9 protein-coding genes are annotated in these 12,789 nt (G+C 48.9%); 3 read left to right on the top strand and 6 right to left on the bottom strand.

What is annotated here, in order from left to right; all coding sequences use genetic code 11:
• Positions 1 to 31 precede the first annotated feature (31 nt).
• Complete coding sequence (locus AC0YNZ_RS09040) at positions 32 to 913, top strand: helix-turn-helix domain-containing protein (RefSeq protein ID WP_475826498.1); 882 nt, start codon at positions 32 to 34, stop codon at positions 911 to 913.
• A 68-nt stretch (positions 914 to 981) separates the two neighbouring features.
• Here AC0YNZ_RS09040 and hflC read toward each other — a convergent pair whose 3' ends face one another.
• From hflC to AC0YNZ_RS09010, 6 genes are all read right to left on the bottom strand, one after another.
• Positions 982 to 1,848, bottom strand: a complete 867-nt coding sequence (gene hflC / locus AC0YNZ_RS09035; RefSeq protein WP_475826291.1) for a protease modulator HflC — start codon at positions 1,846 to 1,848, stop codon at positions 982 to 984.
• Positions 1,845 to 2,894, bottom strand: a complete 1,050-nt coding sequence (gene hflK, locus AC0YNZ_RS09030) for an FtsH protease activity modulator HflK (protein WP_475826290.1) — start codon at positions 2,892 to 2,894, stop codon at positions 1,845 to 1,847. The genes hflC and hflK overlap by 4 nt, the downstream gene beginning before the upstream one ends.
• Positions 2,895 to 3,065: 171 nt before the next feature.
• The gene (locus AC0YNZ_RS09025) at positions 3,066 to 5,126 is read right to left on the bottom strand and encodes an alpha-galactosidase (protein ID WP_475826289.1); all 2,061 of its coding nucleotides are present in this window, start codon (positions 5,124 to 5,126) and stop codon (positions 3,066 to 3,068) included.
• Positions 5,127 to 5,196: 70 nt separating this feature from the next.
• On the bottom strand, positions 5,197 to 6,813 hold the full coding sequence (locus tag AC0YNZ_RS09020; protein ID WP_475826288.1) for an ABC transporter substrate-binding protein: 1,617 nt from the start codon (positions 6,811 to 6,813) through the stop codon (positions 5,197 to 5,199).
• 99 nt (positions 6,814 to 6,912) lie between these two features.
• The gene (locus tag AC0YNZ_RS09015; RefSeq protein WP_475826287.1) at positions 6,913 to 7,800 is read right to left on the bottom strand and encodes a carbohydrate ABC transporter permease; all 888 of its coding nucleotides are present in this window, start codon (positions 7,798 to 7,800) and stop codon (positions 6,913 to 6,915) included.
• Positions 7,801 to 7,828: 28 nt separating this feature from the next.
• Positions 7,829 to 8,818 (bottom strand): ABC transporter permease, encoded by a 990-nt coding sequence (locus AC0YNZ_RS09010; protein WP_475826286.1) that lies wholly within the window; start codon positions 8,816 to 8,818, stop codon positions 7,829 to 7,831.
• A 191-nt stretch (positions 8,819 to 9,009) separates the two neighbouring features.
• On the opposite strand from AC0YNZ_RS09010, the gene AC0YNZ_RS09005 reads away from it, so the two are divergent.
• Together AC0YNZ_RS09005 and AC0YNZ_RS09000 are read left to right on the top strand one after the other, a co-directional pair.
• The gene (locus AC0YNZ_RS09005; RefSeq protein ID WP_475826285.1) at positions 9,010 to 10,587 is read left to right on the top strand and encodes a response regulator; all 1,578 of its coding nucleotides are present in this window, start codon (positions 9,010 to 9,012) and stop codon (positions 10,585 to 10,587) included.
• A 16-nt stretch (positions 10,588 to 10,603) separates the two neighbouring features.
• The gene (locus AC0YNZ_RS09000; RefSeq protein WP_475826284.1) at positions 10,604 to 12,361 is read left to right on the top strand and encodes a sensor histidine kinase; all 1,758 of its coding nucleotides are present in this window, start codon (positions 10,604 to 10,606) and stop codon (positions 12,359 to 12,361) included.
• Positions 12,362 to 12,789: the final 428 nt, after the last annotated feature.

The following is a 12,789-nucleotide window of genomic DNA, read 5'->3' as shown; positions in this document are numbered from 1 at the left end:
CATTTATAAGGAAAAAGGAGGCGCGATAGCTATTTATAAAAAAGCAGATGGCTTCAATTCCGAGAAAATGATCGTTCTGCCGCAATATCGGCTAAATGAAATGGTCGCCCATCCTCTCATTAAACAAACCTATATTACCGACATCGGCTACTATCCCCGCGCCAAAAACCACTATCGCGAGCGGCCTCAGGGCTGCGACTCGCATATTCTGATCTACTGTGTAAGCGGACAAGGCTGGATAAGGCTGGGTGAGCATGCTCCGTTTACTCTGACCGAGCAAACCATCGCCGTGATCCCGTCTGACACACCGCATGCTTACGGTGCCGATGAATCCGATCCATGGAGCATTTACTGGTTTCATCTCAAGGGGGATCAGGTCGAAGCGCTTATAGAAAGCGTTGGATTGGAAGCCGGACCGCTCGAACTCTCTTTAACCGATGCGGAGAAAATACATGATCTATTTCATCAATGCTACGATCTGCTCTCGGCAAAGGCTTATTCCGTAGCCCATCAAATCCATGTTTCCCACACGATGCGGTACCTGCTCAGCTTCATCGGACTTATTCCACGAAGAAAACAGGAAGTCAAGACGCTGGCCTACATGGAACAAGCCATCCTTTATATGCAGGAGAGGCTTGAAATGCAATTGACGATCGATGATCTGGTCGCCCATACGCGCATATCCAAGCAGCATCTTAATCATCTATTCAAACAAACAACCGGCTTTGCGCCGATCGATTACTATTTGCGGTTGAAAATGCAGCGCGCCTGCCAGCTGCTCGATTTGACCGATAAAAGCGTAAAGGAAATCAGCTTATCGATCGGATTAGCCGATCCGTATTATTTCTCCCGGCTGTTCAAAAAAATTATCGGCACCTCGCCTACCGAATACCGCAGCAAGCTGAAGGGATAAGCGGTCTGCTGCCCTGCGCATGCAGACAACACACAAAAAGCCCTCCGCATCAGCGAAGGGCTTCTCGATTATTGGCCTAACAAAATTTTAGCATACGGGGAATCAATCGGTAACATTATGACAGGTTCATTTTTCAATGTCGTCGCATAGCTCTCCAACGTCCGGTAGAAATTATAGAACTGCGGGTCTTTGCCATATGCTTTGTTATAAATAACCGCCGCCTCACGCTCGCCTTCGGCCACAATCTTTTTCGCATCGGCCTCAGCTTGCGCGATCAGCTCCGTAGCTGTACGATCCGCTTTTGAAGTAATTTTGCGGGATTCCTCGTCTCCCTCGGACAAATAGCGGGCCGCGATCGATTGACGGTCCGAAATCATCCGGTTGTACACGCTCTGCTTATTTTCCTCCGGCAAATCGGTACGCTTAATCCGGACATCAATAACTTCGATACCGTAATTATCTCTTGTCAACGCCGCTACAACATCCTTCGTAATCTCGTCGTTGATGTTGCCCCGCGCCGTGTTCTCACTAATGATATTATCGTAATTGACCTCCGACAGCTTCCGTCTGACAGAGTTATACACCGCCTCGTCGATCCGCTGAATGCCGCCGCTGACCGATTGCACCGTTCTCAAAAACTGCGATGCGTTGGTGATGCGCCACACCGTGTAGTTATCTACTACGATCGGCTTCTGATCCTTCGTCAGTATCGTGGTCGGACTGCTCTCATAAGTCATTTGATACTTAGGCAGCATCGACACGTTCTCAATAAACGGGAGCTTAAACTGTAAGCCTGGCTCAGATACGGCCCTCATTGCCTCGCCGAACCGAAGCACGACTTTGTATTCGCCTTCCTTCACGATATACATCGAGCCTGAACCCAAAATAAGAACAACCAGCACGATGATAAGCGTTAACCATTGTTTTCTTTTCATTGTGCGTCACCTCCTTGCGGAGCTTCCGTGACTGGCGGCGTTGCTGCCGGAGCAGCGCTGCCCGATCCGCCGCGCAGCAGCTCATTGAGCGGCAAATAATTTACCGTATCGCTGTTTGAATTCGTTATAAATATTTTGGCATTCGGCAATATTTTCTCCAGCGTCTCCAGAATCAAACGGCTCTCTGTAACATTCGGGTTATTTTTGTACTCCCCGTATATCGCATTAAATTTGGCAACGTCACCCTCCGCATTCAAGATCCGCGATTTCTTCTGGCCTTCCGCATTCTCAAGAAGAGCTTGCGCCTCTCCGCGCGCTTTCGGTATGCGATCGTTTTCGTACTTCGCGGCATTATTAATTTTCGTATTTTTCTCCTCGCGCGCGTTCGTTACCTCGCGGAAGGCTTCCGCTACCTGACCGCTTGGCGGCTCGATATCCTGAAACTTAATATCAATGATCTGGATGCCTGTTTGGTATTTGGCCTGCAGCTCGATCAGCTTCTCCCGAACCTTGTCCTGAATGACCGTTTTACCGTCTGTGATGGCATAATCCAGCTTCTCTGAACCGATTACCGCACGGATCGAGGAGCTTGCCGCATTACGCAAAAACTGCTCGGGATCCGAAATGTTATATAAGTAGTCGCGAATGTTGCTTATCTTCCACTGCACAACCGCATCCGCCGATACTATATTTTCATCGCCCGTAATCATCATCGCTTCCTCTTCGACCGGAACTGCCTCCGAGCCTTCCTGACGGTAGCCGATATGTATCCGCTGCGTCAGCTCGGCCGGAACGGTAATGACCTGCTGAATCGGATAAGGCCATTTGAAATGCAGTCCTGCTGAAGTTTCATTCGAATACTTCCCGAAAGTTAAAATGGCGGCACGTTCTTGCTCTTGTACCGTGTAGAAGGAAGACGACCCTATAAAAATGATAATAATTGCCGCAACGACACCGATTACGATTTTCTTCACCGTATCTGGCTTGAATTCCGGCGGCCTGCGGACGCCCATACTCTGATTCTGGTTTTGATCCGTGAAGCTCACTGACATCTCTCCCCTTTCAAGCGTTTGTCATATTTTTCAAAAAAAATCGCTATAGGGGATAATACGGGAAAGTAAGCCTTAGGTCACGGATTTTTCGCAAATTTTATTGTTTATCCTACTAAACATTCAGCTATCTTCGTTTTTCTGCGTTTTAAGCTGTCCTAGTTAAAATTAAGCATGTTTAAATAGCAGCAGCTTAGACTCAGCCGGCGCCAGATCAATGCGATGCTCGCCGTCCGCTGAGTCGATACGCCGCTCTTGTCCGCTCCATAAATCCCGAACGACTATCCCCTTAGACGAATCTATGCCTATTCTTGCAAATGATGCATGCTTAACCATTTCCGTTTCCGCGTCGAAGTTGAAGGCGGCAACGTAAGTGCCTTCCCGGGCGCTCAGCGCAAACAGGTCTTCGCCTTTGCTGCCGCTTATGCCCTCAACCGGCCGGAAGGTTTCGCCGCGCCGCGCAAGCGCCATAACCTCGCGGTTCGTCATCCATTCCTTTGCCCGCCGCGCCGCTTCCTCCATTCGGTAATCATCGCCGAGCAGCAGCGAGGTGCCAGCAATAACAGCGCTGTTCAATCGGCTTCTGCCTTCATGCTCGCTGGTCGGCCGCTGATTATCGCTTTTGTAAAGAACGACATGGTCCGGATCGTTAAAACGGTAGAGGCTGTCATTAATCCACCAGCCGTAGGTAAGCGCGTTAAGCATGTATTCGGTATCGTTAACCGTCCCGAAAGCGTCGCAGGAAACACGGCGGCTGTGCGCATAGCCATGCGGGAATAAAGGAGCTATCGATAAATTGATTAAAAACGGACGGCCGACCCGCTCCGGTGAAAGCGTCTCGCGTATGAGCGCCATACCTTTATTATAGGCTTGTATACCCGTTCGCACGCTCTCCTCACGGAATACGCCTTCCATCGCGCCATGCGTCAAAAAATCCAATTTCACGTAGTCAAAACCTGTTTCGATAAAGCTGTCCAGGCTTCTCTTGATTCGCGCCTGCGCCTCGGGATGCGTCGGATCAATCGGGAACGCTCCATCCAGCTTCGGCAGCGGCTGCCCTGCCTGATCCTTAATAAGGATTTCCCGGTAAAGCACCTTGCCGTCCGTTCCTTCAACCGGACTATCCGGATCATTTCCCCAGAAAGCGAACGGCGTATAATAAATGCCCGGCTTTTGTCCGTTTTCCTTTACCCGTCGAACGGCGTCTTTAAGCTGCTCCTCAGGCAAGCTGTTCCAAAACGCATCAAAATTGACATATAAGCTATCATTATCGTCAGCGAAACCATTTCGCTGCAATTCCTTTGCAAAAAAATCCGAAGTATGCGTATATACATCATAATCGAGCCTGCTCATCACGGCTGACCAGCTGTTCCAGCCCATCGGCACGCCGCCTTCCCACGGGAGAGCGGGAGAGCATACCGCATTGGCCTTGCCATACGCCTCTAATCCGTCGCGGTAATCTGAGAAAGCCCCCACAAAAATGGTCGGCGATACAATGCTTCTGCCCCGGATAGAACCGTGCGCAACCGTATCCCTTGTTTGCATATCTGCTGCTCCGCCATAAACGCGAAGTCTGCCGACCGCTTCCGCAAACGTCCCTTCCACAACTAAGCCCGTTTTCCAGCGATCATGCGTTACCGATCCAATGACGAAGCCGTTTCTGCTTATAGAACGATAAATGGCGGTTGCCTCATAGCTGTGCACGCTGCAAGGTATCGCATGCGATGCAAAGCGAACCCATTTGTCATTATCGAACGGGACAAACAATGCTCTTATTTCCTCTCCCGCCTCGGAGCTCTCCCCAAATTGTGCAACGCTCCCGTCATTTAGATAAGCTGCGAGCGGCGTCAGCTCATTGGTCTCCCACTCGAATTCGCTTTCTGCTTCCAGCTCCGTTAACAAATAAGGAAGCTGTTCATACATGAGGAAATGCTGCCGCAGTGCCGGCTTTCCAAACTCTTCATGCTCTAGCGTCCAGCGTATGCCGCGCCCAAAGCCATCCTCTATCTCTTGAACCTGAGCCTCGTTTACGCGATGCCTGCTGTAATACGTTGAACGCAGCAGCTCTAGACCATAACGCGCTTCCGCATAGAGCCCTTCCAGCGCTTCACCGCTGCTCCACCTTAGCGTTACGCTTCCATCCTTCAAATTCGCCGCGGCTTGAATAACCCCATTGCCGACTACATATTCATCCTTGACATGCTCCAGCTTGAATTCCCCGTTCTTCACTCTAGATCAGCTCCTATTTTGAAATTAAAGGAGGCCGGCTGTGCCGGCCTCCTCATGCTTGCCCTTACGGTTATTTCCACAGCTCCACGCGATTTTTGTAGTTGCTCGTGTAAATAGCCTCAACCTTCTCGTCGCCGGCCGCTTTCATATCGCTCAACATTTTATCGAATAAACCGTTTGCTTCTTCGGCACTTTTCGCCATAATAGCCTTCGTCAAAGCTTGCTTCACAATATCGTTCACCTTCTGCTCATTAAGCGCTTCAGGCGTTCCGCCCTGCGGTCCAAGTCCGTCGTAGAGCACGGAATCATAAACGGAGTCGGACAAGTTTTTAATGGCCATTTTATCGACTGCGCCGCGTTCATAGCGTCCCGGCAAATCATACGGCGTTCCGTCGGAGCCCTTCCCGTTTTTAATGAACCAGGTCCATTTGCGTATGCCCGTTTCTTTCGTGTAAGCATTCCAATCATTTTTAAAGCCTTGCAGCACTTCCGGACGCGGCGTATGCTTGCCGTCCTTCATATCCCAATGTTTTCCCTCAATGCCCCACATCAACAAATATTGCCCTTCCTCGCTCGCCAGGAAGTTCATAAACTGCATCGTGCGTTCCGGGTTTTTATTTTTCTTCGTAATCGTGATCGCATCCCAGCCAAGCGAGCTGCGTCCGCCATAAGTCGTTTTGGCCGGATCTACCCCGTCAGCGACAACCTTGTAAGGAAACAGCTGCGATTCCTCGCCGCGATCCTTCAACAATATCGTATTCGCTCCGCCGGCCTCCCAATAAGCGCCCGTTGCAGCAAGCACAGTGCCAGCAGCCAATTTTTGTTCCCATACCTGCTTCTTGTTAATCGCCCATTCTTTATCCAGCAAGCCGGAGCGGTACAAATCATTCATGTACAAAATCATGTCGCGATACTTCGGATTTTTGACATCAAACTTTAATACGCCATTATCTTCGAAGAAAGGCATCATGCCGAACATCCCTTTGAATGTGCCCAGCGACCCGCCAAAGTTTTCTCCATCCATCGACAGGGCAATCGTTTCTTTGCCATCCATATTCGGGTATTTCGCTTTAAAATCCTGAAGCAGCTGCTTGAATTCGGATGCCGTGAACGGCACGCCGCCCTCCGCTTTATCAGGCGCCAGCTCCTTCATAATATCCTTGCGGATATTGAAGCCGAATACGGGCTCGCTTTCAAAGCCGTACCAGTTGGAGAGGTAATAGTTTTTCCCGTCCTTATAGCGCGTTTTGTTCAGCACGTCTCCGTACATTTCCGTTACGTCAGGGCCGTATTTATCGATCAAATCATTTAATGGAACAATAGCGCCCGACTCGATGTATTTATTAACCAAATCGCTGCTTCTCTCGAACAAAATAATATCGGGCAAATCGTCGCTCGCCAGCATCAGATTAAGCTTCTCCGCCGGATTGCCGGTCGGCTGTTGAATATCGACCGTAATGCCCGTCCGTTTCGTAATTTCCGCCGCGACCTCGTTGCTGAACTTATCTCCGGTATTTTTGTCGAAGAAAGTAAGCGTAAGCGGTTCGTTAGACGTCTCATCCGCGGTGCCGTTTTCGCCAACAGCGGAATTGCCGCTATTTTTCGAATTGTTAGAGCCGCAGGCCGATAATACAGAAACGACAACCATAACGGCAAGAAATAAAACGATCCATTTTTTAATACGCATTGTAGAAGTCCCCCTTATATGTGATCTTATTATAGTACATTTCAATCCAAAATCATTGGCCGCGCCAGGCCGCATCACCTCCAGCAAAATAACGTTTCATTAGCTTTTGACAGCGCCCAGCGTCATGCCCTTCACGAAATACTTTTGCAGAAAAGGATAAACCATCACTATCGGAAGCGTTGCCACCATTGTGGCTGCCATACGGATCGTATCCGGCGAAACCGACAGCCTTTTGGATGCATCGGCCAGCTGCTGCGCATCGCCAACCATCGAGCTCGTTTGATATTGGTTCAAAATTTTGACCAGCACCGCCTGCAGCGTCTTCAGATCTGAGTTATAAGTAAACACGTAGGAATCGAACCAGGAATTCCAATGCATGATCGCTGTGAACATTCCGATCGTCGCGAGCACCGGCGTCGTCAGCGGCAAAATAATTTTAAAGAAAATTTGCAAATAATTAGCGCCGTCCATCTTGGCCGACTCGTCAAGCTCCTGCGGCAGCTGCTGCATGAACGTCCGGACGATAATCATATAGAACACGTTCATCATGCCCGGCAGAATGAACACCATGAAGCTGTCGATCAGATGCAGGCTCTTCAGCACCATATAATAAGGAATGAGTCCGCCGCCAAAATACATCGTGAACACAAAGTACAGCGACCAGAAGCGGTTTCCGACAAGCTCGCGCTTGCTTAGAGAAAAGGCAAGCATACTAATGACGACTACTGCGAGCGGTGTGCCGATTACGGTGCGCAGCACCGTAACCTTGATCGCGAGCCAAATCTCGCTGTCCGACAAAATCTGCTTATAGCTGGCCAAGCTGAAATCCCGCGGCCACAAATACAAATTTCCCCGCAGCGTGTCCTCGGCGCTGTTCAGCGAAATAATGAAGATGTTCCAGAACGGATAAAAGGTGATGATAAAAACCGCGATGATAAATAGATAGACAACGGACATAAACAGAAAATCATTTTTAGCTTTTACCATGACATGTTCTCCTTTTCATTGTTTTGCATTAGAACAATGACTGCTCGTTCATTTTTTTGGCCATCGTATTGACGCTTATGACAAGGATGAAAGCGACGACCGATTTGAACAAACCGACAGCTGCACCGTAAGAGAACATCCCGTTTTGCAGACCATATTTGTACGTGTACGTATCGATAACTTCCGAATATTGCAGCACCGTATTATTTTGCAGCAAATATTGCTGATCGAAGCCCGCGTTCAAAATACCGCCTACCGCAAGAATCGCAAGAATGATAATGGTCGGTTTGATCGACGGAAGCGTAATATGCAGCATTTGCTTCAAACGGCTCGCCCCGTCTACCTTCGCCACCTCGTAAAGCTCGGGGTTGATCGCCGAGATGGCGGCCAAGTACATAATGGCGTTAAAGCCCATGTCCTTCCAAGTGTTCGAAAAGGCGATAATCCACCAGAACAGCGGTCCTTTCTGCATAAATTGAATCGGCTCGTCGATGAGTCCAAGCCCGGTTAACAGATTGTTGATGACCCCTCCCGAAGAGAGCACCGTAATGATGATGTTCGCAGCAATGACCCACGATATAAAATGAGGCATGTAGGAAACGGTCTGAAACGTCCGTTTGAACCAGCCATTGCGCAGCTCATTAATCATTAGCGCAAGAATAATCGGCATCGGAAATCCGAACAGGAGGGACAGAAAGCTCTGGGCCAGCGTATTGCGCATAACCCTGTAAAAATCGCCATTCGTAAAAAAGTAATTGAACCAATCGAGGCCAACGAACTCCGTCGTGAAAAACTGTCCGAAAAACGAGCCGCCCCCCGGCGAATAATTAATGAACGCCATGTACAAGCCAAACATTGGCACGTAAGAGAATAAGAGCGTTACGACCAAAGCCGGAAGCATAAGCAGGTACAACAACCGCTGCTCCTTCAGCCTGCCCCATACATTCGCATTTCCGATGCTGCGCTTGCGTTTCGGTGGAACGGATTTACTTGTTTCCGCTTTCAATATCGATTCCATTTTATAGCCTCCTGCCAGTCTTGCGTTGCTTTGTGACTTCATTATAGGTCTGCCGCGCGGTCCGTTCTATACAAGCATTTAACGATTCGTATCCCAAATCGACACACTTCCGAAGGCTCCATTGTTGAAATGCGTCATAGCGGATAAACTAGTAAAACATCCCGATACATGATAAAAAGGTGGGGACAACCGTGTACAGCATTTTGATAGTGGATGACGAGGCCATTGAACTCGAAACGATGGAGCATTATGTGCCTTGGAACAAAATCGGAATTACGGTCGCAGGAACGGCGCGCAACGGCAAAGAAGCGCTTGGCAAGCTTGCTGAATTAAAACCCGACATCGTTCTAACGGATGTCCGGATGCCGATGATGGACGGGCTTGAATTCGGAAGAAGAGCCAAGCAAATAGATAAGAATGTAAAAATCATTTATTTGAGCGGGCATAACGAGTTTCAATATATTAAGGCGGCGCTTAACATTGAAGCGACCGGTTATTTATTGAAGCCGATCGACATGGAAGAGCTGCTCGCCTTGCTTGAGAAGGTGAAGAAAAAATGCGAGGAGGAGCAATTAGCGGATCAAAGCGGAGACTGGGTGCGGGAGAAGCTGATGATGCGCATTATACGCGAACCGCATGCGGAGAAGCGCAGCGATTGGACTCGCAAATGGGAGCTTAGTGCGACCGATTTCACGGCAAGCAGAGAGTTTGCCGCCGTTTACGTCACCTTTGATTCAACTGCAGCATATCCCGCTACGGCTCCGCTCCCTTCTGACTTAGCTTCCACCGACAGAACGGAGCTGTTTCGAACCGAAGCAAAGCAAAGACTTGATACCTTTATACTGGTTGAAGCCGAGCCGCATGCCTTATTCGTTCTCTTTCAATGGAAGGATGAACATAAGCCGGCTGCAGCCGCGGCAGCCTTCTGGGAGTTGTTCCGGGAGCAGCTCGCTCAATCCTTCGGTCCGCAAATCACGATTGGCTTGTCCGCCCCGCATAAAGGCTTTCATATGATTTGGGATGCCTACTGCGAGGCGCGGGCCTGCAATGATGAGAAGTTTTACAAGCTGAGCGGAGCCGTTATAGACCTAAGCGATCTGAAGCCGACTAAACAGAAGGATGATGACGGCGAGCAGCATGCTGCCAGGCTCGCTTCCTCTATTCAGGCTGGAGACGCCGAGCAGATCAGCATGCAAATCGAATCGCTATTCTCAACCATTAGAGAAGAGCGGATCGACCGGAATTTTGCCATCCGAACGATTATCCGGCTGTTATCCGCACTAGAACAGCATTTCTCTGCCTTGTTAGCGGGCTCGCTTAAAGAATTGCTGCTGGTCGATCATTGGAAGGAAATATCGACGCTGAGCTCCGCTGCCGCTATTCAGGCTTATGTTACGCATTTCTGTGAGGAGATGAGGAAGGCGGCAAGCGAGAGGGATGTGGACCGCAACCAAGCGGTAGCCGCCCAGATCGTAAAGCTAATTAACGAGAGGCATCATCTTCCGCTTACTGTCGAAGAGATTGCGAAGGAGGTTTATCTGTCACCTAACTATATCCGTACGATTTTTAAGGAGAAGATGGGCGAGACGATTCTCGATTATTTAACGAAGGTTAGAATGAACCGGGCAGCCGACTTATTAAAGGATAAATCGCTTAAGGTACGTGAGGTTGCCCATAGCGTAGGGTATGAGAACGTCTCGTATTTCTGCTCGATATTCCATAAGCATAGAGGCAGCACCCCTAACGAATACCGGAAAATGTATTTATAGGCTGGAGTGAGAGCGCATGAGAAGGCTAGCAGGATGGCTGACCAGGCCTTTTAACAATTTACGTCTAAGAGAAAAGCTGTTTGTCATGTTTTTACTCGGCGGCATTATCCCTTTGCTTTTTTTCGTCTCCTATTCGTATCAAACGATTAAGAGCGAGCTTTCTGACCAAATGTACACGAACACTGTATCATCAGTCGCTCAAATCAATACGAATCTGGAAAATAAGCTGGATACGTACACGAAACTTTCTGCCACGCTGTATTTAAACAATACGCTGCGTGCTTATTTGACGAACAACTATACGGAGGAGCCTTCCCTGTTCGTCGATGCCTACCAGTATATCAATAACAGCTTCTCTAATATGTTAACTACGAATCCTGATATCCATTCGATATCTATTTATATCAATAATGATTCGCTGCCCGCCGACGGCATATATATTAAGAGAATGGACAATGCCTTTAGAAAGTCATCTATTTATCGCTCGCTTCTTGACACGTACGGGAACGTTAGATTCATTTCTACGCCGTCCGTTGTTGACCAGCCGCCTATGTTTACGCTGACGCGCATGCTCAATATAAGCAATCTTGACGATGCTTACGGCATATTGACGATCAATATTTTGGAATCGGACATCTTCCGCTTGATGGAGAAGGAAACTTCGGAGAAGACCGTTCTAATCGTTAACGATCATGGCATTATTATGTCCGCGAAGGACAAAAGCATGCTGAACCGTCCGATCAGCGAGTACGTCCCGGATGCGTTTCCCGCCGGCGGACAGGGCAGATTCGACAGCACCTTTAACGGAGAGAAAATGCTGGTGGTCTACAATACGACCAAGTTCGGCTGGAAGAGCGTCTCGCTTGTCCCCTACAGCAGCTTCCTGTCCAAAGCCAATCAGACAGCCAAGCGGATCTTAATTTTTGCGCTGATCAGCTTTGGCGTAATGGCGCTGCTCATCTATGTTACAGCCAGACTGTTCACCAAACGCGTCGAGTACTTAGTCGGCATGATCCGCCGAATCGAAAGAGAGGAATTCGAGCTCTTCGACATTCGGCCGCTCGGCCGGGACGAGATCGGTCAGCTTGGGAATGTGCTGCGCAAAATGTCCCAGCGGCTCAGCAATTTAATTTCCGATGTATATAAGAAGGAAATCGATAAGAAGGAAGCGGAAATGAATGTGCTTCAGGCACAAATTAACCCGCATTTTTTATACAACACGCTCGCTTCCATCTCATCGCTTGCCATCCGGAATTCGGACCAGCGGATGAATAAAATGGTAACCGATCTCGCTAAGTTTTACCGGATATCGTTGAACAAAGGGAAAAATCAGCTATCGATTCATGAAGAAATTCAGCTTACCCGCTACTACGTGGCCATTCAGCAAGTGCGGTTCGCCGATCTTATCCGCGTACACTATCAGATCGATGAATCAGTGCTGCCCTGCAGTGTCGTGAAGCTGACGCTTCAGCCGTTCGTGGAAAATGCGATGAACCATGCCATTTGGGATGACAAGCTCGGCATTAACATTATGATTAAGGCTTATCGCGAAGGTCCCGACATCGTGCTTAAAGTCATTGATGACGGCATGGGCATGCGAATGCAAGGCGGGAGCGGACTGGAGCTGCCGGCCAGCGGCGACACCCTGTCGGGTTATGGCATTCGCAACGTAGACAACCGGATTAAGCTGTTATACGGCGAGTCCTACGGCGTCACTATTTTCAGCAGGCTGGGCATCGGCACGACAGTCACGATTCGTCTTCCAGGGCGATGAGTCCATAAAAAAAGAAGCTGTCTCTCAGGTTATTAGACCTTTTGAGACAGCCATTTTTTTAGGGATTTTGTGCAAGCGGGTGAATGCGGCCGATACGATGATGTAAAAAGTGATTTAGTTTGACTTCACAAAACTAATTCGCGTTTGGGTTGCGAGTACGACGGATTAGCTCTATTTTACAAACGTAATCGGTCATTTTTAGAAGCTGCTCTCCCATTACGCTGTTTAATTAGACATAATCAAACTAAATGGCCTCTATCGGGTAGCGATCTTCCATTAGTTTCAGTAAATCGAATTAAATCGTTCAAATGGAACGCCATCCTCCTGCCGCAATCCGAAGATCTGTTGCTGTATCGTTTTGCAGCAGTACCGGCGGGATTTCCTTTTATCGATTCCTATGAACTAGCCTAGCCGCCAAATGTAAGGCA

Source organism: Paenibacillus sp. J2L1-98 (genome assembly GCF_056269405.1).
This window is presented reverse-complemented; position numbering and strand designations above follow the sequence as displayed.

What these genes read in the sequence shown, in the direction of transcription:
- hflC (WP_475826291.1), bottom strand. Translation starts at nt 1,848, where the DNA reads ATGAAAAGAAAACAATGGTTAACGCTTATCATCGTGCTGGTTGTTCTT.
- AC0YNZ_RS09020 (WP_475826288.1), bottom strand. Translation starts at nt 6,813, where the DNA reads ATGCGTATTAAAAAATGGATCGTTTTATTTCTTGCCGTTATGGTTGTC.
- AC0YNZ_RS09015 (WP_475826287.1), bottom strand. Translation starts at nt 7,800, where the DNA reads ATGGTAAAAGCTAAAAATGATTTTCTGTTTATGTCCGTTGTCTATCTA.
- AC0YNZ_RS09010 (WP_475826286.1), bottom strand. Translation starts at nt 8,818, where the DNA reads ATGGAATCGATATTGAAAGCGGAAACAAGTAAATCCGTTCCACCGAAA.
- AC0YNZ_RS09000 (WP_475826284.1), top strand. Translation starts at nt 10,604, where the DNA reads ATGAGAAGGCTAGCAGGATGGCTGACCAGGCCTTTTAACAATTTACGT.